Here is a 26,878-nt window from a genome sequence, read left to right as displayed (position 1 = left end):
AGAACGTCAAATAACAGCAGAATAAAGGTGAAATATGTACCAAGTTATCGCCCATTTTAGTTATCAAAATTTTGAGCAAGATCCCGTTACGTTAATTAGTCAAATATTAAATCAATGGCGTTTTAATGGACAAGTTATTGGACGAGAAATGGGAGTAACACATCATCAACTCGATACCCATTCTGAATTTCAAGTGCGACTTTCCACACCAGAACAAGAGAGTTTAATGCCTAAATGGAATAATCAATGGGTAAATGAAGCGTTATTGCAAGCGGAAGAAGCGGGTGTTTCTTTGGAATTTTTTGAAATAGTCGGGCGAGATTATAATGCGGAAGAAACGAGCGTAAATAAGCCTTCTTTCCAGATCCTATACACCACACATTTAGATACCTGTTCACCAATTTACAATGGTGATGATTTCTGCCCAGTTCCGCTTTATCAGCTTGGAGATACTGAGTTAAGCGAAAAAGTGATAAAGTGGCAAGAAGATTGGCAAGCCTGCGATCAGTTACAAATGAATGGCTCTGTATTAGAGAAAATCAGTTTGGAACAGATTTCATCTTTAGAAAGTGAATTAAGCCAACAGGGTAGAGCATTATGTGCCGAATTAGAGAACTATACCCAAATTCCAACTTATTACTATCTTTACCGCTTAGGTACAGACAAAGAGTTGGAACATAACCGCCTCTGTCCAAGTTGCCAACAATCTTGGAAACTTGCTCAACCTTTACACAGTATCTTTCACTTTAAATGCGATAATTGTCGATTGGTGTCTAATTTGAGTTGGGAGTTATAATTCCCTAAAGTTGGGAGATTAGCGATCTGAGTAACAAAATATTACAAGTCATTTAATTCCATTAATTTTTCTGCACATTTATGAATGCGATATTCCGTTTCTTTTATTTGAGCTTGGATAGATAACTTTTTCTGCTCGTCTATCGTCTGATGATTTAACTCAAATAGCCAACTTAATTTCTCGTTTAATGCTCGATGAATTTTTTGATATTCTACAAGCTGTTGTGAAACGGGGAGTTTATGCACATTTTTTGCAAATCGGTATTGACTTTTGAAACGAGGTGTAGCGTCTGTTTCTGCTTGATGGCATCTATCAACCACATTTTTTAATGTATCAAATTGTTGTACTAAGCGTTGAGTATAAAACTCTACATAAAATACGTTGCTTTGTTGGTTAATTAATTCACAAGTTTTCATTATTTCTTGTACAAAATCACTAACTACACCTTTAGAAAGAATAAAAACGTCTGATGAAATTTCCACTTTTTTCTCCAAAAAAGGGGAAAAAATTTGGCACTGTTGCTGAATAGCAAGGGTAAACTTTGTCATAAATATGTCAATCTTATCTATTTCTAGCTATTATAAACGACACATAAAATGTTTGTAATATGCTTTTGTGTTTATAAAACAGTCAAAGTGACAGATATTTTCTAAATTTGTGAAATAGTTCACAATTTTTTTGAACTTTTTCTTAAATTAGATACATCAAAAAAATATATTATTTATCAATGGGTTATGGTTATATTTTGATGTGGAGTAATTCTCTGTTTTAGAGGAAAGTTTACTTCAATTAAAAGTTAATTTTGTAACTTGTTGTTTTTAAATAATATTTTTTAAACTAAAAAAAGTTCCTAAGATATTGACACTTTATCTCGATTCTGACACTATGCACTCGCAATCAGCATTTACCCAAATTGACAATGGATGTAAATGGTGTACTTGGCGATTACTCTTATACCTTAACGAGAGTAATTTGACGAAACTAAAATAAATTAAGGTGAACACTATGAAAAAAACACTAGTAGCATTAGCAGTAGCAGCATTCGCAACTTCAGCTTCAGCAATCACTGTTTATGAAAATGAAGGTACAAAAGTAGATTTCGATGGTTCTATCCGTTTACGTTTAGATAACGAAAAATCTAAAACAGATAATCAAACTACAAAACGTGCACATACTAACTTACACAATGATGGTTCACGTTTCGGTGTGAAAACAAAACACACTCTTGGCGATGATTTATTTGCATTTAGCCGTTTAGAATTCCGTTTTAATGGCGGTGACAGAGCTAAATCAACAGACCAATTCGGTGATTTATATGCACATCGTGCTTATGTAGGTGTGGGTAGTAAACAACTTGGTGAAGTGTCTTTCGGTCGTCAAGTAACTATTGGTGATGACATCGGTCAAGCTGGTTTTGATAATGCTTATGGCGTATTTGACACAACTTTAACAACTTCTGGTAAATCAGTGGTACGTTATGATTACAAAGGTGTTGAAGGTTTACAAGTAGGTGTGGATTACCGTTTTGCAGAAGATCGTGATGCGAGTGGCGAAGTTGCCTTAGGTAAATTAAAATCAGGTTACGGTGCTGGTGTTACTTATGAATTCAAAGTTGCTGAAGGTCAATCAGCAAAAGTAGCTGCTGGTTATACTCGTGATAACTTTGTGACTGGCACAAATACTAAACACCATAAGGATGCTTGGGCAGCAGGTGCATCTTACACTGTTGATGCTTTAACATTGGCTGCAGACTATGCAGGTTCATTTAATAAAGAAGGTAAAGATAAAGACCGCTTCAACGGTTTCCGTGTCGGTGCTAAATACCAAGTAACTCCTGAAGTTGCGGTATATGGTAACTATGGTTATGGTGTAGCTAAAGATAAAGCGAACAACGTAACAGTATCTAAAGATGTATTCCACAAGTTTATGTTAGGTTCTTCTTACCAAGTACATAAAAATGTATTTACTTATGTTGAAGGTAGCGTAGGCAAAGTAACAAAAACTACTTATGCAGCTAATAATACAACAACAAAAACTAAAACATCAGATAACAATATCGGTGTAGGTTTACGCGTATTCTGGTAATATTTCATTAGATTCACGCTAATTTGATAAAAACAAGGCAGACATTTTTATGTTTGCCTTGTTTTTTGCTTTTTAATATAAAATAGTTATATTTTTTTGTTAAAAAAACACTACCGAATTTGTTGAAAAATGCGTAGAATGTGCGAGTTTTTATTTACGCAAACGATTACTTTATAGGAGATTTACCGATGTTAAGACGTGATATGAATATCGCTGATTACGATCCAGTATTATGGCAAGCTATTCAAGATGAGAACCGTCGTCAAGAAGAGCATATTGAGCTTATCGCTTCTGAGAACTACGCAAGCCCTCGTGTAATGGAAGCTCAAGGTTCACAATTTACCAATAAATATGCGGAAGGCTATCCAGGTAAACGTTACTATGGTGGTTGCGAATATGCGGATATCGTTGAACAATTAGCAATCGATCGTGCAAAAGAGTTATTTGGTGCAGATTATGTAAACGTACAACCTCACTCAGGCTCACAAGCGAATGCAGCAGTTTATGGTGCGTTACTTCAACCACACGATACTATTTTAGGTATGAGCTTAGCTCACGGTGGACACTTAACTCACGGTGCAAGTGTTAGTTTCTCTGGTAAAATTTATAACGCTGTTCAATACGGTATTACCGCAGAAGGTTTCTTAGATTACGAAGATATCCGTCAAAAAGCATTAGAGTGCAAACCAAAAATGATCGTAGGTGGTTTCTCTGCATATTCTCAAATCGTAGATTGGGCAAAATTGCGTGAAATCGCAGATGAAGTTGGTGCGTATTTATTTGTGGATATGGCTCACGTTGCAGGTTTAATTGCAGCTGGTGTTTACCCAAGCCCATTGCCTCACGCACATATCGTTACAACCACAACACACAAAACATTAGGTGGCCCTCGTGGTGGTTTAATTCTTTCTAATGCAAAAGATGAAGAATTATACAAAAAACTACAAAGCTCTGTATTCCCTGCAAACCAAGGTGGTCCATTAGTTCACGTTGTTGCTGCAAAAGCGGTATGTTTCAAAGAAGCATTAGAGCCTGAATACAAAGAGTACCAGAAACAAGTTATCAAGAATGCGAAAGCAATGGTTGAAGTATTTAAACAACGTGGTTACAACGTGGTATCAAATGGAACTGAAAACCACTTGTTCCTTGTTGATTTAGTTTCTAAAGGTTTAACAGGTAAAGCAGCAGATGCCGCTTTAGGTCAAGCTAATATTACGGTGAACAAGAATGCCGTACCAAACGATCCACAAAAACCATTTATTACATCTGGTATTCGTGTAGGTACTCCATCTGTAACTCGTCGTGGTTTTAAAGAGGCAGAAGTTGTTGAATTAGCAGGTTGGATGTGTGATGTATTAGATAGCATTAACCAAGACAATCACCAAGCGGTTATCGAAACAACTAAAGCAAAAGTATTAGACATTTGCAAACGTTTGCCAGTTTACCCATAATATAAGCGGTTAGATTGCTGTAATGTTTTACAAACCCCGAATACGTTCGGGGCTTTATTTTTTTATGTTTAATGTGGATATAACAATGTTATATATAGCCATCTATTTTATTTGTGTGAATTGTATTAGTGCTTATTTGATGTACATTGATAAACAACGAGCAATAGAAAAAGCGTGGCGAGTACCAGAATCAAATTTATTCTTCTTTTGCCTTACTGGTGGATTTTTCGGGACTTATTTAATGATGAAATATGGCAGACATAAAACACAACATTGGCAATTTCACGCAGTGGTGATTTTATCCTTTTTCTTTTGGATATTTATATTACCAGCGATAGTTTATTATTTTATCAGCTTCGCACCGTAAACCCCGCAAAAAAAGAGCTACCAAAACTGATTGCTCTAAAGTTTTTTGCGGTATTATGTAGCAGTTGCACAAAATTAAAAAACTGTTCACAAGCGTGGATACTGCTGTCGGGTTTAGAATGGGGAGGTTGTTAAATCCCTGTCATACCTTAAATCACGTTCTGTCTGCTCAACTAAAATCAGAATAGCAGCATTACCGCCCCACTCTTTTGGAGCTTGATGTAACGCAATCACTTTGGGGTGCTGTACTAACCAACGTGGGATTTGATATTTTAATGCCCTTGTGCCATAGCCTGTCATAATACTGGCACAGTAAACACGTTCTTTCTCACACGCTAAAATCAAGCTCGCTAATTCTTTTTTGGCTTGTTCTCTCGTTAATCCATGCAGATCTAAAAAGAGTTCTGGTGAAAAATCTCCTCGACGAAGCTGTTTTAAAATATAAGGGTCAATATCTTCACGACGATAACGTACTTTTTCATTCTCTTCTGTTAAAAGTGGTTCATATTCATCTGAAAAATAAAATAATGTATCAGCCTGTTCTTTTAACTCTCTTATTTCACTCACTTTTTTGCGTGGTTGAACAGTTGGTACAAAAGTGTCTTGTTTTATTTTCTTTGTACCTTTTATCGCTTCCCTAAACAGAGATAAATCATCTTCTTGCATTATTCTTCCTCTTAAAAATTACTCTTGCCATTCTAACATAATCCGAAATATGGTATAACACAGTAAATTTTAGATAAATAGGTAAGTTTTATGTTTGAACCACATTATAACCTCGATTTATTAGCTGAAATCGACTCTTCCCCAGTAGAAAATGACCTTGAAACTATTGTAGATATGATGCGTTGGGCATACAGCTATTTTAATGCCTCTGATCTCTACTATGGGCACGGACACGATAATGCGTGGGACGAAGCAAATCAATTAGTCCTGAGTGCATTAGCCTTGCCTATTGATGTACCAGAAACTTTATACGCCTCTCGCTTAACTTATGTAGAAAAAAATCGTATTATTGAAATGGTAAAAGCTCGCTTAGGCTTACGCAAACCTGTTGCCTATTTAACCAATTCTGCGTGGTTCTCAGGGTTAGAATTTTATGTTGATGAGCGTGTAATTATTCCTCGTTCGCCAATTGCTGAGTTGATCCAACAAGGGCTAACAGGTATTTTACGCACTCAACCACAACGTATTTTAGATTTATGTACAGGAAGTGGTTGTATTGCTATTGCTTGTGCCGAACGGTTTCCAAATGCAGAAATTGATGCAGTCGATCTCTCTGTCGATGCTTTAAACGTAGCGGAAATCAACATTGAACGCCATCAAGTTGCCCACAAAGTGTTCCCGCTACAATCAGATCTCTTTACTGAATTACCACGCAATCATTACGATTTAATTGTGACAAATCCGCCTTATGTTGATGAAGAAGATCTTGCCGATATGCCAGAAGAATTTCATCACGAGCCCGAGATGGCATTAGGTTCTGGAGAAGATGGTTTAGATATTACTCGCCGTATTCTTGCTCAAGCCGCAGATTACCTTTCTCACGATGGTGTGCTGGTTTGTGAAGTTGGCAATAGTATGGTTCATCTAATTGAACAATTCCCAAGCGTGCCATTTAACTGGTTAGAATTTAAAAATGGTGGGTTAGGTGTGTTTAGTTTAACGAGAGATCAATTAGTAGCTTATAGACACCTATTTGAATGAATAGATAAAATAGGCTAAAGGCCCATTCAGATTATTGACGAACTTATTTCGTGTAGGGTGGGCTTAAGCCCACCATTTTGTAACTTATTGATTTTAAAGATGGTGGGCTAAAGCCCACCCTACAGATTTTACGTTCTTTTGAAGTTTGTCATCAGTCTGAATGGGCTAAAGGCCCATTTTAGAAATAATAAAAAACTTTAATTTATTCCTTATTCAATAGGAAAATTCCCTTATTATTTAGGTGAATATAATGCTCGCTCTGTTGCTCTTGATAGTGTTCAGGATTGAGATTGATTAAAATCTCTTTCCCTTGCCATTGTGCAATGATTTCCCAATAAGATCCCATATAAATAGAGTGTTTGATTTCACAGCGTTGGTTCTCATCACCATAGGAAAGTAGCTGAATAGCTTCAGGACGAATTCCAACTAAACAATCCCCATTTGCGACATTAAAGCGTTCGGCATTTTGTAAGTTAAAACTAAAATTGCCGATATGAATAACATCGTCTTGTCGTTTACCTTCTAGAATAGTCGATTCTCCCATAAAATTCGCTAGAAAGAGTGAGTTGGGTTGTAGATAAAGCATTTTTGCCGAATCTTTCTGTTTAATAACCCCTTTATCCATTACGATGACTTCATCAGAAACAGCAAAGGCTTCTGTTTGATCGTGAGTAACATAAAGTGATGTAATGTTTAGGCGTTGTTGTAATTCTCGAATTTTTTCACGCATAGAACGGCGTAAATTAGCATCAAGATTACTTAATGGTTCATCAAAAAGTAGCACTTTAGGCTTGAGGATTAACGCACGAGCCAGAGCAACACGTTGTTGTTGCCCACCAGAGATTTGATCGACATAGCGATCTTCAAAACCTGCTAAATCAACCAATTCTAAGGCTTCTTTAACTCGCTGTTGGCGTTCTTCTTTGGGGATACCTTGCATTTTTAAACCATAACCGACATTATCACCAATCGACATATGCGGGAAGAGTGCATAAGATTGGAATACAATACAGATATCACGTTGTTGAATAGAGTTGTGGGTAACATCTTCGCCGTCAATAAAAATTTGCCCTGATGTTGGGTTTTCTAAACCTGCAACCAAACGTAGAACAGTAGTTTTGCCACAGCCAGAAGGGCCGAGCAATGTCACCATTGTCCCTTTTTTAATAGTGAGGTTAAGGTTATTGATTACCGTTGCTTTACCAAAAGATTTGGTTACATTTTTAAGTACTAAAAAGTCGTTTTGTTGTTCCATTTGTCTATCCTTAATTCATTTTTTTCGCTTTTGAACGGGCAATGCGAGTATCACCGACAATCCAGTCAAAGAAGAAAATAATTGCCATCATTACCACAATTAATATCGAACCATAAGCAATCGCCACGCCATATTCGCCATCTTCTACACGATTTAGAATATAAGAGGTTGCAACTCGAGTATCAGCAGTAACAAGGAAAACGATAGCACTCACTGTTGTCATTGCTCTCACAAAACTGGTAACTAATGCAGAAAGCAATGCTGGTTTGAGAAGCGGTAATACAATAAAGAAGATGGTTTTAAATGAGCCTGCTTTGAGAGAGAGTGAGGCTTCATCTAGGGATTTATCTAACTGCCCTAATCCTGCAATCGCAGCCCGCATTCCCACTGGCATATTACGCATTACCATTGAAAGTACGATGATCATTCCAGTGCCAGTTAAGTAAATTGGGGCATCATTAAAGGCGAGAATATAAGAGACCCCTGCCACAGTGCCGGGTACAGCAAAGCAGAGTAGTGTTAAAAACTCAAGGGTTTTCTTACCTTTAAATTCTCGGCGAACGGTAATATAAGCAATCAATAAACCGAATAATGCAGTAATTGGGGCGGCACTTGCAGCAAATATAACCGTTTGAATGAGAGAAGGCCAAGCTCCATCGCTAAATCCTTGTCCAAACAGATTGATATAGTTGTTAAATGTAAGGGTGTAATCTACGCCCCAATTCACTGTAAAGCTACCGTAAAAAATACTACCGTATAGTACAACATTAAAGAGTACCCAAAATGCTAAACTGCAAATAATCACTGCTTTCATACCGCTTGGGAGTTCTTGAACATCGCCTCGATAGGATTTACCCGATACGGTAACGTAAGAACGGTTGCCAATCCATAGGTATTGAATAACAAAAATTGCTAATGAAAATACCAATAAGATAGTACCTAAGGTACTGGCGGAAGCGTAGTCAAGTTGCGAACCTGCAATATAGAAATAAATTTGTGTCGCAATAACATCAAAACTACCGCCAAGGACTAATGGGGTACTGAAATCTGCAAGAGATTGAATCACAACCACTAAAAAAGAGTTGGCTAATGCAGGTTTTAAAAGTGGGAAAATAATATGTGCAAAGGCTTGGTAACGATTAGAGCGTAATGTATAAGCCGCTTCTTCTACTGAAGGGTGGATAGATTTTAACGCTCCCTCTAAAATCATAAATGACATTGGAGTTAAAGCGAGCGTATGAGCAATCACAATTCCCGTAAAACCATATAGCCAGTTGTTGCTAAAACCCAAATAATCTACCAGAAATTCTGTTACATAACCTGAACGCCCAAGCATTAGTGTAACGCCCAATCCTACAACAAAGGGTGGTGTTACAATCGGTAAGATCGAAAAGATTTTGCCGATAAAAGCGGTGCGTTTGGCAATGCGTGTGGTATAAAGTGCAAAAGCTAAACCAAAAAGTGTAGAAAGAATTCCAACAGTTGCAGCCACACTTAGCGAGTTTGTAACAACTCGTAGAACATAAGGCTGTTGTAAAATTGTGATTACTTGGCTTGGGATAAATTCATCACCGTCATAGAACATTGAAATAAAAATTGCAATGGTTGGATAAACGATAAAGAAAAAGATCAACAAAATAATGCTAAGCAGGGCGGCAATAATAAAGCGATCACCTTGCATTATTTTTAAGTTGGCAAGTGCATTTGTACTCAGTGCCAAGATCGCAACAATCAAAAATAAGGTGGAATAACCTAAGCTGATTTTAGCGATAATGGCGGATACAAAGATAAAAATAAAGAGAGATCCCAAAAAGAGTAATTCAACTTTACTGCGTTGAATACTTTGTTTAAATGGCACTAAAAATGCCAATAAAGGTAAAAACCACGCCCAAGTGAGATTGAGATTTGCCCACCCCATTGCAGCCAGAATTTCATCTTGAGTGGAATCGAATAGACCGTAATCTAGTGCTTTAGACGGTAGGCAAATAAAGCCTATCAGCGAAAGAATGACCCAAAAGAGCGGTCGAGTAAAAAAATGTTGCATAACACCTCACAAAAATCATTTTTGTACAACAGGCTTTCTATTTAGAAGATACCTTCCTTTACAAGGAAAAGTTCAGACTGCTGATAAACTTAAAAATTCTGTTAAATATATCGTACAAATCTGCCCCCGTTTACGGGGGAAGTACCCGAACGAAAGTTCGGGGGTAGGGGGTGAAATATCTGGCTTTACTAAATTTAGCTAACAAAATAGAGTAGCCCCCTTCGGCTCGCCTTGCTCGCCACTTCCCCCGCAAGCGGGGGCAGAATTTCCAATTCTATGATAAATAAGTTTGTCAATAATCCTATTCCTTATACAAGGGAAGGCTCAAAAAGAAAAGAGAAAAGAAATTATTTGGCTAATTTTACTTCATTGACCCATTTCTCAATTAAGCGTTTACGCTCATCGGAAGAACCATATTTTTCGAAATCATAGTCAATCAATTTCAATTCTTTTGGGTTAAGTGAATAAGGCGAGGCTTCCGCGGTAGTATTAGTTAGCACTTGGAATGCTTCCCCTTTTTGCCAAGAAAGTTCTTGAGCTTCTTTTGATAATGCCCAATCAACAAATAATTTAGCATTATCCACGTTTCTTGCACCTTTTAAGATGCTTACGCCGCCTAATTCATAGCCAGTACCTTCGTTTGGTACGATAAGCTCTAACGGAGCACCGTTTTTCTTCTCTACCGAGTAGTCGTGTAAGAATCCAATGCCGATAGCAGTTTCACCTCTTGCCACATTGCGAGATGGCGTAATACCCGATTTGGTATATTGAGAAATGTTTTTATGTAATTTTTTGAAATAGTCAAAGGCTTTCTCTTCACCCCACAGTTGTACAAAAGTGGCAATTGCCGTATAAGCTGTGCCAGAGCTTTGAGGGTCGGCAATTTGGATTTCGCCCGCTAGGCGTGGATCGAGCAGATCTTCCCAAGAACTAGGTGCTTTTTCTAAACCAAGTTTTTTAATACGGTCGGTATTTACTCCAAATCCGAGAATGCCCATATAAATCGCTGAAGTATAATTGCCTTTTACTTTGGCAGGATCTCTAAATTTTTCAATAATCTGTTCTAAATTAGGCGATTGATAAGGTTGAAGTAGCCCCATTTCCCCTGCTTGAGATTGCGGATCGAATGTCCCACCATACCATACATCGGCTTGTGGATTATTTTTTTCAGCTTCTACTTTCGCTAATGTACTGCCAGAACCGTTGCGTATGAAAGAAACTTTGACATCGTGTTTTTTAGCAAAGGCTTGGGTTTCTTGTTCGCACATTAAGTTTGTCGCACTACAATAAACGACTAAGCGACCTGCTGCATTGGCTGTTGAAGATAGCGTTGCACCGAATAAAAGTGCAGATAAAGTCAGTGTTAAGGTTTTTAATTTCATTCGATAATCCTTTGGATTGAAAAAATTGCTTTTACTATACCTAACTTATTGAAAATAAACTGTGAGATATTTCACATTTACGAAAAATAATCGACAAGCGGTAAGATATGCAAAAAGATTTGCTAATCTAATCGCTTTATTGCTTGTTGGCTTTTGGGTAGAATGGCGAGCAATTTTATTTAAAGAGAACCGTTATGAGTATCCGAATTCTTCCTGACACAGAAATTAAGCAAGCAGCTAGTTCTTTTCATAGCCCTGCATTGCTTTTTGCAAATCCTAAAAACTTATATCAACGCAGAGCAAAAAGATTACGTCAGCTAGCGGAAGATAACCCTTTTGGCGATTATTTATTATTTGTGGCAAACATTGTTGATGCTCAATTATCCTTACTTGAGCATTTGCCAATTGCTAACATTTCACAAGAACTGACCGCTTCTTTGGCTCAAAATCAAGGACAAAAACCGTTAAACGCTAAGTTTTTTAAACGTTCGATAGAGTGGCAACATATTTTGCTTGCCTTAATTGAAATTGTAAAACCACAAACGGAAGGTGCTATTCAAGCAACATTAGAATGGTTAGAAAAAGCCTCTATTTCAGAATTGGATAACTTGGCTGATCATCTTCTTAATGAACGTTATGAAGAAGTTGGGGCAGATAAAGCGGTCTTTTTATGGGCGGCTTTATCACTTTACTGGGTGCAATTAGCTCAACAGCTCCCACGCAATGTACAAACAGAATACGGTGAAGCTAGACACACTTGCCCTGTATGTGATTCTGCACCTGTAGCCAGTGTTATCCATTTTGGTGATACGCAGGGGCTACGCTATTTACATTGCTCTTTATGTGAGAGTGAATGGAATATGGTGAGAATTAAATGTAGTAATTGTGAGCAAACAGGAAAATTAGAATACTGGAGTTTAGATAGTGAAGAAGCTGCAGTAAAAGCTGAAAGCTGTGGTGATTGCGGAAGCTATCTTAAAGCAATGTATCAAGAAAAAGACCCACATACAGAGCCTGTTGCTGATGACCTTGCAACACTCTTTTTAGATGCTGAAATGGAACAAAAAGAGTTAGCGAGAAGTGGCATCAACCCATTTTTGTTTCAGGTTGAATAACATTCACTAAATAAGCGGTGAGTTTGCGATAATTTTTTACAAATTGAGCGTAACTCACCTTATTTTGCAATTTAATCGTTAAAATCACTCCTTACTAATCATTTTCCCCAACTCCCTATTTTTCTGCTATAATCTCGCCTAATTTTCGGTATTTTGCCGAGCCAGTTTTTAGATGAATGGGAATGAAAATGTCTGAACAAAATCAATCAAATAGCTATGATTCTTCCAGTATTAAAGTGTTGCGTGGGCTTGATGCGGTGCGTAAACGTCCAGGGATGTATATTGGGGATACCGATGATGGTACAGGTTTACACCATATGGTGTTTGAGGTTGTGGATAATGCGATTGATGAAGCATTAGCAGGACATTGCCAAGATATTATCGTTACGATTCATTCAGATAATTCTGTTTCTGTTCAAGATGATGGGCGTGGTATCCCAGTTGGTATCCACCCTGAAGAAGGTGTATCTGCGGCAGAAGTGATTATGACCGTACTGCACGCAGGCGGTAAATTTGATGATAACTCTTATAAAGTATCAGGTGGCTTGCACGGTGTAGGGGTCTCTGTTGTAAATGCACTTTCTTCAAAATTACAATTAACTATTCGCCGTGAAGGACACGTTCACGAGCAATTTTATAGCTTGGGCGAACCTGATGCTCCATTGTCTATTATTGGTGAAACCGAAAAAACAGGAACAACAGTTCGTTTCTGGCCAAGCTATGATATTTTCAAAAATAAAACAGATTTTGAATACGCTATCTTATCTAAGCGTTTGCGTGAGCTCTCATTTTTAAACTCAGGTGTGTCAATTAAGTTGATTGATGAGCGAGATGATAAATTTGAGCATTTCCATTACGATGGCGGTATTAAAGCTTATGTTGAATATTTAAACGAAGGCAAAACACCTATTCACCCAACGCCATTTTATCTTTCTACGGAAAAAGATGGTATTGGTGTTGAAATCTCAATGCAATGGAATGATAGTTTTAATGAAAATGTCTATTGCTTTACAAATAACATTCCACAACGTGATGGCGGTACGCACTTAGCTGGATTTCGTGGTGCATTAACTCGTGCATTGAAAAACTATATGGATTCTAGTGGTAAATTGAAAAAAGCCGATGCCAACATTGATGCTTCAGGTGATGATGCTCGTGAAGGGCTAGTTGCAGTGATTTCTGTTAAAGTGCCTGATCCTAAATTCTCATCACAAACAAAAGATAAACTGGTTTCTTCAGAAGTTCGCCCAGCCGTTGAAAGCTCAATGAATGAAGCATTACAGGAATATCTCCTAGAAAACCCGAATGATGCACAAAACATTGTAACTAAAATTATTGATGCAGCAAGAGCAAGAGAAGCAGCTCGTAAAGCACGAGAAATGACTCGTCGTAAAGGTGCATTAGATTTAGGTGGTTTACCAGGTAAATTAGCGGATTGCCAAGAGAAAGATCCTGCGTTATCTGAACTTTACTTAGTGGAGGGGGATTCTGCAGGCGGTTCAGCAAAACAAGGACGTGATCGAAAAAATCAAGCGATTTTACCGTTGAAAGGAAAAATCTTAAACGTAGAAAAAGCACGTTTTGACAAAATGCTATCTTCTCAAGAAGTTGCGACCTTAATTACAGCACTTGGGGCAGGAATTGGACGTGATGAATATAATATTGAAAAGCTACGTTATCACAAAATCATTATTATGACCGATGCGGATGTCGATGGTGCACATATTCGTACGTTATTATTAACTTTCTTCTACCGCCAAATGCCAGAATTGATTGAACGTGGCTATATTTATATCGCTCAGCCACCGTTGTATAAAGTGAAGAAAGGTAAGCAAGAAAAATATATTCAAGATAATGATGAGATGATGCAATACGAGCTTGCGATTTCATTAGACGGTGCGTCCTTATATGTGAGCGATACTGCTCCTGCATTAAGTGGTTTAGCGTTAGAAAACCTAATTTCAGAATATAATGGCGTACAGAAACTTTTTGAACGTTTAGTTCGCCGTTATCCAAATGCTATTTTAAATGAGCTAATTTATCAACCTGCGTTATCAAAAGAGTTGGTAAAAAATGAGGCAGAAGTTACCGCTTGGAATAATCGTTTAGTTGAAAAATTAGTCTCTAAAGAAACTGGCGGAAGTAGCTATCAGGCAGAAGTGTTCTTTAACCAAGAACGCCATATTTATGAACCGCAAATTATTGTAACGACACACGGTATTGATACAACGTATCGTTTTGATTTTAACTTCATTACAAGCAATGAATATGGGCGTATTACCAAATTAGGTGAACAGCTTATCGGTTTATTAGAGCCAACAGCATATGTAATGCGAGGTGAGCGTAAACAAGCGATCAGCAGTTTTGCTGAAGCAATTGATTGGTTAGTAAAAGAATCTCGTAAAGGTTTAACAATTCAACGCTATAAAGGATTAGGCGAGATGAACCCAGAACAGTTATGGGAAACAACAATGGATCCCGTTGTGCGTAAAATGTTACAAGTAACTATTACCGATGCGATTGCTGCCGATAAACTCTTTACAACCCTAATGGGTGATGAAGTTGAACCACGTCGAGATTTTATCGAAAGTAACGCACTTTATGCGAATTTGGATATTTAGTTAAAGAATTTCGTAGAAAATTAAACCTAATTTTACTGGGGATAATGGGTAAAATTTTACATTTTTGTCCATTACACCAATTAGGTTTATTATTAGTTTGGGGTGGAGATGTACTCTCCACCAAATTATTTCTTAGAAATTTGCGTTTCTTGGTGCGCGTGGGAATGGAATCACTTCACGAATGTTTTGTAAACCTGTTACATAAACAATTAAACGTTCAAAACCTAAACCAAATCCTGAATGTGGAACAGTACCGTATTTGCGTAAATCACGATACCACCAGTAATCTTCAGGGTTTAACCCCATCTCTACCATACGGCGATCTAATACATCTAAACGTTCTTCACGTTGTGAACCACCGATGATTTCGCCAATTCCGGGTGCTAATACGTCCATTGCGGCAACAGTTTTGCCATCATCATTTAAACGCATATAGAAAGCTTTAATATCTTTCGGGTAGTTTTTCACAACCACAGGTGATTTGAAATATTCTTCAGCAAGATAGCGTTCGTGTTCTGATGATAAATCAATTCCCCATTCAACAGGGAATTCAAAATCTTTACCTGATTTGAGTAACACATCAATCGCATCAGTGTAATCAATTTGAGCAAAGTCAGAGTTTACAAACTGTTCTAAACGGTTAATAACATTGCTATCAACGTGTTTCGCAAAAAATGCCATATCATCTTTACGTTCTGTTAAAACTGCTCGGAAGACATATTTCAACATATCTTCAGCTAATTTGGCATTGTCTGCTAAATTAGCAAAAGCAATTTCAGGCTCAACCATCCAGAATTCTGCTAAGTGGCGAGTCGTATTTGAGTTTTCAGCACGGAATGTAGGGCCAAAGGTATAGATTTTACTTAATGCACAAGCATAGGTTTCCCCATTTAACTGACCTGAAACAGTTAAAAACGACTCTTTACCAAAGAAATCTTGGCTAAAATCAACTTTACCATTTTCGCCACGAGGTAAATTTTCTAAATCTAAGGTAGAAACTCGGAACATTTCACCTGCACCTTCGGTATCTGAGGCGGTAATCAATGGTGTTGCAACCCAGTAAAAACCTTGCTCGTGGAAGAAACGATGAATTGCTTGTGCTAAACAGTGGCGTACACGAGCTACCGCACCGATTAAGTTAGTACGAGGGCGTAAGTGAGCTACTTCACGTAAATATTCAATAGAATGGCGTTTTGCTGCCATTGGATAAGTATCAGGATCTTCAACCCAACCAACAACTTCAACTTGAGTTGCTTGAAGTTCAACAGCTTGACCTTCGGCTGGTGATTCTACAATTTTACCTGTTACGACAACAGAACAGCCTGCGGTAAGGCGTAATACTTCATCTTGATAATTTGCTAAATCATTATTGATAATTGCTTGGATTGGATCAAAACAAGAGCCGTCATATACAGCTAAAAATGAAAGACCCGCTTTAGAATCACGGCGAGTACGCACCCAACCACGAACAGAAACTTCTTCACCTACGGCAACTTTGCCAGCGAGAATTTCTGAGATTGATGGAAATTTGGACATATTAACCTCAAATAGTTTAAATATAGAAATTATTTTGTTAGAAAAACGTTCCGCATTCTACTAGAAATCGCTATGAAAGATAAGGAAATTATCCATTCTTGATGAAAAAAATGTTACACTTATCTTATTTTATTCGCTCACAAAGGACATCTTATGCAATCTGAATTTCATCCACCTCGTGAATTTGCAGCCATTGATTTAGGCTCAAACAGCTTTCATATGATTGTCGCAAGGATTGTGAACGGATCTATTCAAATTCTTTCTCGAATCAAACGCCGAGTACGCTTAGCCGATGGGTTAGATGAAAATCGTGTACTTAGCCAAGAAGCGATAGATCGTGGGGTTGCTTGTTTAGGGTTATTTGCAAAACGATTAACAGGTTTTTCAGCTGAAAATGTTAAAGTCGTGGGAACTTATACTTTACGCAGAGCGGTCAATAATGAAGAATTTTTAGCAAAAGCGAAAACTGTTTTTCCTTTCCCTATTCATATTATTACTGGTGCTGAAGAAGCGAAATTGATTTACTCTGGGGTCAGCCATACACAACCAGAAAAAGGGCGGAAATTTGTAGTGGATATTGGCGGTGGTTCAACAGAAATGACCATCGGTGATGGTTTCACGCCATTGCGTGCAGAAAGTCGCCATATGGGGTGTGTGAGTTTTGCTAAACGCTTTTTTCCTAATGGCGAATTAACTCAAACTCGTTTTGATACTGCTTATCAATCGGCAATGGAAAAAATTGAAGATCTCGCTTGGGAATATCGTGAACTAGGTTGGGAACACGTTTTAGGCTCATCAGGTACAATTAAGACCGTAAGTAAGGTGTTACTGGCAAATCACTATCGTGATGGGGTAATCAATGAAACTCGATTGCAAGAATTGATTTCAATTTGCTTAAAATTCAATAACTTAAAGCAAATTCAATTAAAAGGTTTAGTCGAAGAACGAGCTGATGTACTTGTACCTGGTTTAGCCATTTTACTCGCTTTATTCCATACCTTCCAAATTCGCTCAATGCGTTATTCTGATGGTGCTTTGCGAGAAGGCGTAATGTATGGTCTGGAGAAAAGTTTTCAAGTTGGTGACATTCGTCAGCGAACGGCGGAGGCTTTAGCAGAGCAGTTTAATATCGATCAGCAACAAGCTGAACGAGTAAAACAAACTGCATTACAACTTTTCGAACAGGTAAAAATTTGGAAAAATAAGTTTCAGATTAACGAATTGCGTGCCATTCTGACTTGGGCAAGTATGTTGCACGAAGTGGGAATTACGATTAACCATAACAATGTACATCGACATTCAGCTTATATTATTGCGAATCGAGATTTACCCGGTTTTGATAGTGAGCAACAAAATTTACTCACTTTGTTAATGCGTTATCATTTAAAAGGGTTTAAAAAGAGTGATGTTAGAGGAACAAATCGTTTTCAACATCGGGATATTTTAACCTTATTGCGTGTATTCCGTTTGGCTGTATTATTAAATCGTTCTCGACAAGCAACAATTATTCCACAACAGTTATCGCTACAAATTCAATCTAGTAACTGGCAACTTCAATTTGAACCTGAGTTTTTACACCAAAATCCACTTGTCTTAGCAGATCTGGAAGATGAACAAAAACTATTGGCTCGTTTGGAATTGCCGTTAGTTGTGTTGTGAACAAAAAATTGCAACCAATTGAAAATAAAGCATTTTATTTTTATGTAATGGTATACTGCGTATGTCCTTTTATTAAATATAAATAAATTAAGGGGTGTCAGCAGTTTGATGTCTTATATCTATCTATAAACACAGTGCATTAGGTTTATTAGCGGTCTTTTAGTTTAAATTTTTTGCAAATCATCTCTTTTTCACAAAATAAAGTGATCTATCTCTCATTTTTTTTCTTTCTCTCTTGTTATTCCTGACAGAAAATTTTACTCTATGGAGTATATCTTCTTTTAATTTTATTTTTATGGAGTAATATACTCACTGAGTGTTTTATCTTAAAAATAATGGAGGCTTTATGTTATTAGGTGATTTATCTCGTGATGATTATGCAAAATCATTACCCCCAGTTTTTGCACGCTTATGTGGCAAGCTCAAAACGTTAGATTTAATAAATCTGCCATTAGGCTGGCAAGATCTTGAAGATGGCGTGCGAATGAATGTAATGGAGTTTGAAACTGCACCTGCAGAAGGTAAAAAAGCAGAATTGCACCGTAAGTTTATTGATATTCAACTACTAATTTCAGGTGAAGAAGCGATTGAGTATAGTTTAAGTTATCCAAATTTAGCACTTTATGACGAGTATCGTGATGAAGATGACTATCAATTAACCGATCAGCTTGAAAATAAAAATCTCTTGGTATTAAAACCAAATATGTTTGCCATTTTTTTACCGAATGAACCCCACGCACCAGGTATTTCTGTTAATGGCAACCGCTTATTGAAAAAATTAGTGGTAAAAGTTCCAGTGGAGTACATATAGGAGGCGAAATGTCATCCCGTGGAAAAATATTAGACACAATTGGAGCATTGCAAAATAGCTTGACTAAAACAGAAAAGAAAATTGCTAATGCTATTTTGTCACAACCAGATCTACTCAACCAATGTTCCTTATCGGAAGTTGCTACTCAGCTTGATGTTGGAGAAGCAACGTTTATCCGATTTTGTCGCACATTAGGTTTCAAAGGCTACACCGATTTTAAACTAGATTTAGCCATTGAATTAGCAACACAAGAAAAAGAGAGTAGTGCTTTGTTAGATACCGATGTGGCGGAAACGGATACTTCTAAAGAAATTGCAACTAAGTTACAAGTAACGCTACATAATGTGATAACAGAGACTATAAACTTATTAAATTTCAATGAGTTAGAAAAGGTGGTTGATGTCTTACGTCGTGCTAAACGTATTTTCTTATTTGGTGTGGGGTCGTCAGGGCTAACTGCAGAAGATGCAAAACATAAACTAATGCGTATCGGCTTACAGACTGATGCAGTAACCAATAACCATTTTATGTATATGCAGGCATCATTGTTGAAAAAGGGTGATGTTGTTATTGGGATTAGCCATTCTGGAAGTTCGGAAGAAACTGCAAAAGCATTACGCATTGCACAACAGAATGAAGCAACAACAGTTGCGATTACACATAATTTACGTTCACCAATTACAGAAGTAGCAGATTATGTGTTAATCAATGGTAATCGCCAAGGGCATATGCAAGGTGATTCCATCGGTACAAAAATGGCTCAATTATTTGTACTTGATCTTATTTATACTTTGCTTGTAAGAGCTGAACCGAATAAAGCTATTCAGCAGAAACAAAAAACCTTAGATGTGATTTTAGAACAACGCATCAAGTAACAGGATTTAATAAAACTCACAAGCGGTAAGATTTGCAAAAATTTTTACAGTTCAAACCGCTTACTTACTTCACTTCCTTAAAGGGTAAACAAAATGAAAAATTTAAAAGGTATCTTTAGTGCATTATTAGTATCATTTAATGCAGATGGCACAATCAATGAAAAAGGATTACGCCAAATTATTCGTCACAACATTGATAAAATGAAAGTGGACGGCTTATATGTTGGTGGCTCAACAGGCGAAAACTTTATGCTTTCAACAGAAGAGAAAAAAGAGATCTTCCGTATTGCAAAAGATGAAGCAAAAGACCAGGTTGCATTGATTGCACAAGTAGGTAGCGTAAACTTAAAAGAAGCGGTTGAATTAGGTAAATATGCTACAGAATTAGGCTATGACAGCTTATCTGCGGTAACACCTTTCTACTATAAATTTAGTTTCCCAGAAATCAAAAACTTCTACGAAACAATTATTCGTGAAACAGGTAGCCCAATGATCGTTTACTCAATCCCATTCTTAACAGGGGTAAATATTGGTGTGGCTCAATTTGCAGAATTATTCCAAAACCCAAAAATTATTGGTGTAAAATTTACCGCAGGTGATTTCTATTTGCTTGAGCGTTTACGCAAAGCCTTCCCAGAGCATCTGATTTATGCAGGTTTTGATGAAATGATGTTACCAGCAGCTGTATTAGGTGTAGATGGTGCTATTGGCTCAACCTTCAACGTAAATGGTGTGCGTGCTCGTCAAATCTTTGAATTAGCACAACAAGGTAAAATTAAAGAAGCCTTTGAAATTCAAAATGTTACTAACGATTTAATCGAAGGTATTTTAGGTAATGGCTTATATCAAACAATTAAAGGGTTATTAGAAGAAGAAGGTGTTCAAGCTGGCTATTGTCGTGAACCAATGACTAAAGAGCTTAATGCAGAGCAAAAAGCAGTGGTTAAACAATTAAAAGCAAAATATCTTTAATCCCTTAACTTTTAGCTGCTACCCTTAATAGATTGGATAAATATCTAATTTATTAAGGGTGATTTTTTATATATTTTTTAAAAAATCCCACAATAACGAACTATTTTACGCTATGATTTCTACCTTTATGATTTTTACTAACAGGAACAAACACAATGACACAAGTATTTAATTTTAGTGCAGGCCCTGCAATGATGCCTAAAGCAGTGTTAGAACAAGCTCAAGCAGAGTTACTTAACTGGCAAGAGCAACAAACTTCAGTAATGGAAGTGAGCCATCGTGGTAAATTGTTTATGGAATTGATTACGCAAGCCGATAAAGATTTCCGAGAGTTATACAACATTCCTGAAAACTACAAAATTTTATTCTTGCAAGGTGGTGCAAGAGGGCAATTTGCTGCAATTCCGATGAATTTAATTGGCGAAAAGGGCAAAGCACTTTATTTAACAAGCGGGCATTGGTCTGCTACCGCAGCCAAAGAAGCCCGTCTATTTTGTGAAATTGATGAAATCAACATTTTAGAGCAAGGCGATACGCTTAAAGTAGCAAACTTAGATTTCAGCAATATTGCTGAACAATATGATTATATTCACTATTGCCCGAATGAAACGATTAGTGGTGTAGAAATTTTTGACTTACCTAATGTTGGAAATAGTGTGTTAGTTGCAGATATGTCATCAAATATTCTTTCTCGTGAAATTGACATTAGCAAATTTGGTATTATCTACGCAGGTGCTCAGAAGAATTTAGGCCCAGCAGGGATTACAATTGTGATTGTTCGAGAAGACCTAATCGGTAAAGCACGCAAAGCGACTCCAAGTATTTGGAACTATGAGGTTCAATCGAAAAGCGATTCAATGATCAACACCCCACCTACATTTGCGTGGTATTTATGTTCATTAGTGTTTAAACATCTTCTTAAAGAAGGCGGAGTTAAAGCTGTTGAGCAACGTAATCAAGAGAAAGCGAAATTACTTTATGATTATTTAGATCAAAGTGATTTCTATCATAATACTGTTGCCATTCAGAACCGTTCATTGATGAATGTTACCTTTACCACAGGGAATGATGAACTCAATGCAAAATTTGTTACAGAAGCAACCGCTAATGGTTTACAAGCCCTAAAAGGACACAAAGTATTAGGTGGAATGCGAGCTTCAATTTATAACGCAATGCCGATTGAAGGTGTTCAAGCGTTAATTACATTTATGCAAAAATTCGCTGAAGAAAATAAATAGCCAGCATTATGTAGTAGTTGCATAAACATTTAATTTCTTGTGTTGGGGAATTATCTCCATTCATAAATGAATACGACATTCGGGTGGGAATAAATCTCACCCCTACGTAAATTTTCTTAAAATTGGTCGGTGCAACTGCTAGTGTAATGAGTAAATCAGCAACCATTTTGTCCATTACACCACCCAGAATTTATCCCTAGAATTATGAGTAATAAACCTGAAATAATTGGGGGGATCTTTAGTAGTCTAAATATCTGTCTTTTCTTTAAATTCACAAAGATCTTCAATAATACACGAGCCACAACGAGGTTTTCTTGCAATACAAGTATAGCGACCGTGTAGGATTAACCAGTGGTGAACATCAACTTTAAATTCATCAGGGACTACTTTAAGTAATTTTTCTTCGACTTTTACTACATCTTTTCCTGGTGCAAAGTTGGTGCGATTTGACACTCTGAAAATATGGGTATCTACCGCAATAGTAGGCTGTCCAAATGCCGTATTTAGTACCACATTTGCAGTTTTTCTGCCTACACCTGCCAGTGCTTCAAGTTCTTCTCGTGTTTGCGGTACTTCGCCATTATGTTTTTCCAATAAATCACGACAAGTTTTAATGATATTTTCTGCTTTGCTATTATATAACCCAATGGTTTTGATGTATTCTTTTAGCCCGTCTAAGCCAAGCTCTAAAATAGCTTGTGGTGTATTCGCCACAGGATAGAGTTTCGCTGTAGCTTTATTTACGCCCACATCAGTAGCTTGTGCGGAAAGAATAACTGCAATCAATAATTCAAAAGGATTGTTATAGTTTAATTCCGTTGTTGGGTGCGGATTTTGTTCTCGTAATCTTGTTAAAATTTCTACACGTTTTTCTTTGTTCATTAAAAATATCCCTGATCCCACAACATCTTGCAGACCATAATAAATGACATTGTTACAATAAGTGGTCGAATAATATGTTTCCCTTTCGTTACCACCATTCTTGCACCAATGTTCCCACCAATAAATTGCCCAACTAACATCACAAAGCCGACTTTCCATAAAATAGCCCCACCTAAAATAAAGAAGATCAGTGATGCAAAATTAGAGGTAAAATTGAGAATTTTAGCGTGAGCCACGCCTTTTGTTAAATTAAAACCAAGCAATAATACAAAAGCTAAGGTAAAGAATGAGCCTGTTGCAGGCCCGAACATACCATCATAAAAGCCAACGCCTAATGCGGCAGTGAAAGCAAATAATGGATAACTAATTCTCTGTTTTCGATCTTCATCACCCAAACTTGGGCTAAATAAAAAATAGCCACCAATAATAAAAACTAAGAAAGGTAAAATCGTTTTAAGCTGTTCCACATCTAGCATTTGTACAAAAATAGCACCGAGCGAAGCCCCAATAAAAGTGAGCAAAATAAGCAGATGGATCTGTTTTACTTCAACCGCTTTTTGACGAACAAAATAGAGAGAAGCTGAAAAAGAACCCCCACAGGCTTGTAGTTTATTTGTGCCTAATGCCATTGCAGGTGGAACACCTACGGCAAGCAAGGCTGGAATGGTAATTAAACCACCGCCACCAGCGATAGCATCAATAGTACCCGCAACTAACGCTGCAGTAAACAGCAGGGCTAAAATCTCAAATGTGAGTTCCATTTTCTCTCCTTTGTTATTGATCTATTTAACCATAAACAACCATTTCATCACGATGAATTGCTACCGAACCAAATTCATAACCTAAAATGGTTTCGATTTCGTTAGATTTTTTGCCCTTAATACGTTGTAACGCATCACTGTTATAACGACTAATACCTAAAGCTAACAATTTACCGTTACAGTTGGTTATTTTAACCACTTCGCCACGAGCAAATTGCCCATCAATATGCTGAATACCAGCAGGAAGCAGGGATTTATGTTGAACTAATAGGGCATTTTCTGCACCTTCATCAACCACAAGAATGCCTGCTGGCGGTGCACCAAATAACCACTGTTTTCGCCCTTCTAATTTATCTTGTTGAGCGAGAAAACGTGTGCCGATCTCATCTCCTTGTGCCAATTTAACAATCACATTTTCCAGTTCGCCAGAGGCAATCAAGGTTTCAACACCAGAACGGGTTGCAATATCTGCAGCAATTACTTTGGTACTCATTCCTCCTGTCCCCAGCGTTGTTCCACTGCCACCTGCCATTTGGCGAATTTCAGGGGTGATTTTCTCCACAACCGCAATACGTTTAGCATTTGGATTTTTTCTCGGATCGCTGTCATAAAGCCCTTGTTGATCCGTTAATAAAATTAACTGTTCGGCTTGAGCAAGAATTGCCACTAATGCCGATAAATTGTCGTTATCGCCAATTCTAAATTCTGCCGTAGCGACTGCATCATTTTCATTGATTATGGGGATAATTTGTTGATCGAGTAGAGCATTTAGTGTATCTCTCGCATTAAGAAAGTGTTCTTTGTTTTCAATATCGGCACGAGTTAATAACACTTGACCAATTTTGATGTTGTAGATAGAGAATAAACTCTCCCATACTTGAATAAGCTGGCTTTGCCCAACAGCAGCTAATAGTTGTTTAGAGGCAAGGGTTTGAGGAAGTTCTCGATGATTGAGATAATCACGCCCAGCTGCCACTGCCCCAGAAGAGACAACGACCAAGCGAAAGCCTTGTTGATGTAATGTCGCCAGTTGTTTAACGATTTCTAGCATATGTGGGCGACTTAAACTTTTTGTACCGTGAGTAAGGGTGCTTGTCCCAAGTTTAATAACGATAGTTTTATTAGTAATAAGGTTTTTATTCATCATAATTGGTAAAAAATAAAGGAAACTGACCGCTATTATCAGCTAAATTCCCTTATTTTGCTATGAGCATAAAAGATTATTTATAACAATAGGTTATATTAATGTCACTTTAAACGGTGTATTGAACAATATATAGCCCATAATCTCAATTTTCGGTATGATAAATAGTAAATACAGAAATACGTTATTCAAATTTTTACAAGGTAACTCTATGAATATTAGTTTAATTGTCGCTCGCACTCTTAATAAAGTCATCGGAAAAGATAATGCAATGCCTTGGCATCTGCCTGTAGATTTAGCGTGGTTTAGACAAAATACGGTTGGAAAACCAGTCATTATGGGGCGAAAAACCTATGAATCTATTGGACGCTTACTCCCTAAGCGTCCAAATATTATTCTTTCTCGTTCCAATTTTATTGTAGAAGGGGCTTACTCCGTTGCTAGCCTTGAACAAGCGGTGCGATTGGCACAAAGTTTTGCACCCGAACAAGAAGTAATGATCATCGGAGGTGGAGAGCTGTTTAAACAGGCAATGCCACTGGCGAATAAGCTCTACTTAACAGAAATTCAAGCTCATATTGATGGAGACACTTTTTTTGAATTTGATGAGCAGAAATGGAAGTTAGCTCAAGAAAGTTGGTCTGAAATTGATGAACAAAATGCCTATCGTTGTCGGTTTATGCTTTTGACACGTTAAATCTCCCCAATAATTAAAATGTGATCTAATCAGCAAATTTACAAAAAATTTTGTGAATCATACCGCTTTTAATTGACTTACTGAGTAATACAAATTACCTTTAGTTAAAATTTTGTTAATAAAATGTTATTTTAAAAGTGGTGTAAGAAATAAAGGGGGAACTATGTCATTTCACGTTGAACAACCAACATTCGGTGAAGCCATTCAGCTAAATCAAGATGGCTCTTTAATTATACCCGATCATCTTATTATTCCTTTCATTGAAGGAGATGGAATTGGCGTTGATGTTACACCTGCAATGAAAATGGTCATTGATGCTGCTGTTGTAAAGGCTTATCAAGGTAAGCGTAAAATTGAGTGGCTAGAGATTTACGCAGGTGAAAAAGCTAATCAAAAATATGGTGAAAATGTATGGTTACCTGATGAAACCCTAGAACTCATTAAAAAATATCATATTGCGATTAAAGGTCCTTTAATGACCCCTGTCGGTGGTGGTATTCGTTCTCTAAATGTGGCAATGCGTCAAGGGTTAGATCTGTATAACTGCTTACGTCCGATTCGTTATTATGAAGGAACACCAAGCCCTGTTAAGCACCCTGAATTAGTTGATATGGTGATTTTTCGTGAAAATTCCGAAGATATTTATGCAGGGGTAGAGTGGGTTGCAGGATCGGCAGAAGCAGATAAAGTGATTGCATTTTTACAGCAAGAAATGGGCGTGAAAAAAATTCGTTTTCCTCAAGAATGTGGTATCGGTATCAAACCTGTTTCCAAACAGGGAACACAACGCTTAGTGCGAGCCGCATTACAGTATGTCATTGATAACAATAGAGATTCACTTACTCTAGTACATAAAGGTAACATTATGAAATTTACCGAAGGGGCTTTTAAAGAATGGGGCTACCAAGTGGCAAAAGAGTTTGGTGCAGAGCCTATTGATAATGGGCCTTGGCACCGTTTAGTGAATCCTAAAACAGGGAAAGAAATTATTATCAAAGATTCTATTGCTGACGCTTTTTTACAAGAAATTTTGCTACACCCAACAGAGTATGATGTTATTGCTACCTTAAACCTAAATGGCGACTATATTTCCGATGCGTTAGCTGCTCAAGTGGGCGGAATTGGGATCTCTCCAGGGGCGAACATTGGTTTTGAGGCAGCTATTTTTGAAGCAACACACGGTACAGCACCTAAAATTGCAGGGCAAAATAAAGCAAACCCTGGGTCAATTATTTTAAGTGGCGAAATGATGCTACGCCATTTAGGGTGGACAGAAGCAGCAGATCTTGTTGTGAATGCCGTATCTAAAACGATTGCCAATAAAACTGTTACCTTTGATTTTGCGGAAACCTTAGCAGGAGCAACATTACGCTCTACATCAGAATTTGCACAAGATATTGTTAATAATTTATAAAAGTTGACCGCTTGTCTGGTGTTATATATTGAGATTTATCTTTCTACAATAACGGGATAGAAGCCAT

23 protein-coding genes are annotated in these 26,878 nt (G+C 37.3%); 14 read left to right on the top strand and 9 right to left on the bottom strand.

What is annotated here, in order from left to right; all coding sequences use genetic code 11:
- Positions 1-34 precede the first annotated feature (34 nt).
- Positions 35-796: a Zn-ribbon-containing protein gene (locus tag ACWIW0_RS04360; RefSeq protein ID WP_454452352.1), complete on the top strand. Its 762-nt coding sequence runs from the start codon at positions 35-37 to the stop codon at positions 794-796.
- Between the two features lie 41 nt (positions 797-837).
- Here ACWIW0_RS04360 and priC read toward each other — a convergent pair whose 3' ends face one another.
- A complete protein-coding gene (gene priC, locus ACWIW0_RS04355) occupies positions 838-1,344 on the bottom strand; it encodes a primosomal replication protein PriC (RefSeq protein WP_454452351.1) in 507 nt (168 codons plus the stop codon).
- Between the two features lie 457 nt (positions 1,345-1,801).
- Here priC and ACWIW0_RS04350 point away from each other — a divergent pair, with 457 nt between their 5' ends.
- From ACWIW0_RS04350 to ACWIW0_RS04340, 3 genes are all read left to right on the top strand, one after another.
- Positions 1,802-2,881 (top strand): porin, encoded by a 1,080-nt coding sequence (locus ACWIW0_RS04350; RefSeq protein WP_454452350.1) that lies wholly within the window; start codon positions 1,802-1,804, stop codon positions 2,879-2,881.
- Positions 2,882-3,069: 188 nt separating this feature from the next.
- Positions 3,070-4,332, top strand: a complete 1,263-nt coding sequence (glyA, locus tag ACWIW0_RS04345; protein WP_454452349.1) for a serine hydroxymethyltransferase — start codon at positions 3,070-3,072, stop codon at positions 4,330-4,332.
- Positions 4,333-4,417: 85 nt separating this feature from the next.
- Entirely contained in the window at positions 4,418-4,699 is a 282-nt protein-coding gene (locus ACWIW0_RS04340) for a DUF1294 domain-containing protein (RefSeq protein WP_454452348.1), read from the top strand.
- Positions 4,700-4,812: 113 nt separating this feature from the next.
- On the opposite strand, the gene smrB is transcribed toward ACWIW0_RS04340, so the two are convergent.
- The gene (smrB, locus tag ACWIW0_RS04335; RefSeq protein ID WP_454452347.1) at positions 4,813-5,364 is read right to left on the bottom strand and encodes an endonuclease SmrB; all 552 of its coding nucleotides are present in this window, start codon (positions 5,362-5,364) and stop codon (positions 4,813-4,815) included.
- A 90-nt stretch (positions 5,365-5,454) separates the two neighbouring features.
- Here smrB and prmB point away from each other — a divergent pair, with 90 nt between their 5' ends.
- On the top strand, positions 5,455-6,405 hold the full coding sequence (prmB, locus tag ACWIW0_RS04330; RefSeq protein ID WP_454452346.1) for a 50S ribosomal protein L3 N(5)-glutamine methyltransferase: 951 nt from the start codon (positions 5,455-5,457) through the stop codon (positions 6,403-6,405).
- Positions 6,406-6,607: 202 nt separating this feature from the next.
- Here the strand turns inward: prmB and fbpC are convergent, their stop codons facing one another.
- From fbpC to ACWIW0_RS04315, 3 genes are all read right to left on the bottom strand, one after another.
- Positions 6,608-7,660: a ferric ABC transporter ATP-binding protein gene (gene fbpC / locus ACWIW0_RS04325; RefSeq protein ID WP_454452345.1), complete on the bottom strand. Its 1,053-nt coding sequence runs from the start codon at positions 7,658-7,660 to the stop codon at positions 6,608-6,610.
- Between the two features lie 10 nt (positions 7,661-7,670).
- Positions 7,671-9,704 (bottom strand): ABC transporter permease, encoded by a 2,034-nt coding sequence (locus tag ACWIW0_RS04320; RefSeq protein WP_454452344.1) that lies wholly within the window; start codon positions 9,702-9,704, stop codon positions 7,671-7,673.
- A gap of 347 nt (positions 9,705-10,051) precedes the next feature.
- Complete coding sequence (locus ACWIW0_RS04315; RefSeq protein WP_454452343.1) at positions 10,052-11,086, bottom strand: ABC transporter substrate-binding protein; 1,035 nt, start codon at positions 11,084-11,086, stop codon at positions 10,052-10,054.
- 194 nt (positions 11,087-11,280) lie between these two features.
- Here ACWIW0_RS04315 and fdhE point away from each other — a divergent pair, with 194 nt between their 5' ends.
- Both fdhE and gyrB read left to right on the top strand, forming a co-directional pair.
- Positions 11,281-12,201, top strand: coding sequence for a formate dehydrogenase accessory protein FdhE (fdhE, locus tag ACWIW0_RS04310; protein WP_454452342.1), 921 nt, complete (start codon positions 11,281-11,283; stop codon positions 12,199-12,201).
- A 188-nt stretch (positions 12,202-12,389) separates the two neighbouring features.
- Positions 12,390-14,822 (top strand): DNA topoisomerase (ATP-hydrolyzing) subunit B, encoded by a 2,433-nt coding sequence (gene gyrB / locus ACWIW0_RS04305; RefSeq protein ID WP_454443515.1) that lies wholly within the window; start codon positions 12,390-12,392, stop codon positions 14,820-14,822.
- 132 nt (positions 14,823-14,954) lie between these two features.
- Here the strand turns inward: gyrB and asnS are convergent, their stop codons facing one another.
- On the bottom strand, positions 14,955-16,358 hold the full coding sequence (asnS, locus tag ACWIW0_RS04300) for an asparagine--tRNA ligase (protein WP_454452341.1): 1,404 nt from the start codon (positions 16,356-16,358) through the stop codon (positions 14,955-14,957).
- A 153-nt stretch (positions 16,359-16,511) separates the two neighbouring features.
- On the opposite strand from asnS, the gene ppx reads away from it, so the two are divergent.
- From ppx to serC, 5 genes are all read left to right on the top strand, one after another.
- Complete coding sequence (gene ppx, locus ACWIW0_RS04295; RefSeq protein ID WP_454452340.1) at positions 16,512-18,017, top strand: exopolyphosphatase; 1,506 nt, start codon at positions 16,512-16,514, stop codon at positions 18,015-18,017.
- Positions 18,018-18,363: 346 nt separating this feature from the next.
- Positions 18,364-18,828, top strand: a complete 465-nt coding sequence (gene nanQ / locus ACWIW0_RS04290) for an N-acetylneuraminate anomerase (RefSeq protein WP_454446067.1) — start codon at positions 18,364-18,366, stop codon at positions 18,826-18,828.
- An 8-nt stretch (positions 18,829-18,836) separates the two neighbouring features.
- Positions 18,837-19,703 carry a MurR/RpiR family transcriptional regulator gene (locus tag ACWIW0_RS04285; RefSeq protein ID WP_454446066.1) on the top strand — a complete coding sequence of 289 codons (867 nt, stop codon included), beginning with the start codon at positions 18,837-18,839 and terminating at the stop codon, positions 19,701-19,703.
- A gap of 93 nt (positions 19,704-19,796) precedes the next feature.
- Positions 19,797-20,675, top strand: a complete 879-nt coding sequence (nanA, locus tag ACWIW0_RS04280) for an N-acetylneuraminate lyase (RefSeq protein ID WP_157393784.1) — start codon at positions 19,797-19,799, stop codon at positions 20,673-20,675.
- A 155-nt stretch (positions 20,676-20,830) separates the two neighbouring features.
- Complete coding sequence (gene serC / locus ACWIW0_RS04275; RefSeq protein ID WP_454446082.1) at positions 20,831-21,913, top strand: 3-phosphoserine/phosphohydroxythreonine transaminase; 1,083 nt, start codon at positions 20,831-20,833, stop codon at positions 21,911-21,913.
- Between the two features lie 246 nt (positions 21,914-22,159).
- Here serC and nth read toward each other — a convergent pair whose 3' ends face one another.
- Genes nth through proB form a run of 3 tightly spaced genes read right to left on the bottom strand, consistent with a single transcriptional unit; the run spans position 22,160 to position 24,700 of the window.
- Positions 22,160-22,795, bottom strand: a complete 636-nt coding sequence (gene nth, locus ACWIW0_RS04270) for an endonuclease III (RefSeq protein ID WP_454452339.1) — start codon at positions 22,793-22,795, stop codon at positions 22,160-22,162.
- Positions 22,795-23,556 (bottom strand): TSUP family transporter, encoded by a 762-nt coding sequence (locus ACWIW0_RS04265; RefSeq protein WP_454452338.1) that lies wholly within the window; start codon positions 23,554-23,556, stop codon positions 22,795-22,797. Before ACWIW0_RS04265 ends, nth begins: the two co-directional genes overlap by 1 nt.
- A 25-nt stretch (positions 23,557-23,581) precedes the next feature.
- Positions 23,582-24,700: a glutamate 5-kinase gene (proB, locus tag ACWIW0_RS04260; RefSeq protein WP_454446368.1), complete on the bottom strand. Its 1,119-nt coding sequence runs from the start codon at positions 24,698-24,700 to the stop codon at positions 23,582-23,584.
- A gap of 211 nt (positions 24,701-24,911) precedes the next feature.
- Between proB and ACWIW0_RS04255 the strand changes: the two genes are divergently transcribed.
- Both ACWIW0_RS04255 and icd read left to right on the top strand, forming a co-directional pair.
- Entirely contained in the window at positions 24,912-25,397 is a 486-nt protein-coding gene (locus ACWIW0_RS04255) for a dihydrofolate reductase (RefSeq protein WP_454452337.1), read from the top strand.
- 163 nt (positions 25,398-25,560) lie between these two features.
- The gene (gene icd, locus ACWIW0_RS04250; protein WP_454452336.1) at positions 25,561-26,811 is read left to right on the top strand and encodes an NADP-dependent isocitrate dehydrogenase; all 1,251 of its coding nucleotides are present in this window, start codon (positions 25,561-25,563) and stop codon (positions 26,809-26,811) included.
- The last annotated feature ends 67 nt before the right edge of the window (positions 26,812-26,878 follow it).

The organism is Ursidibacter sp. B-7004-1 (assembly GCF_053654055.1).
Note: the sequence above shows the minus strand (reverse complement) of the source record. Positions and strands in the feature narration are given on the sequence as shown.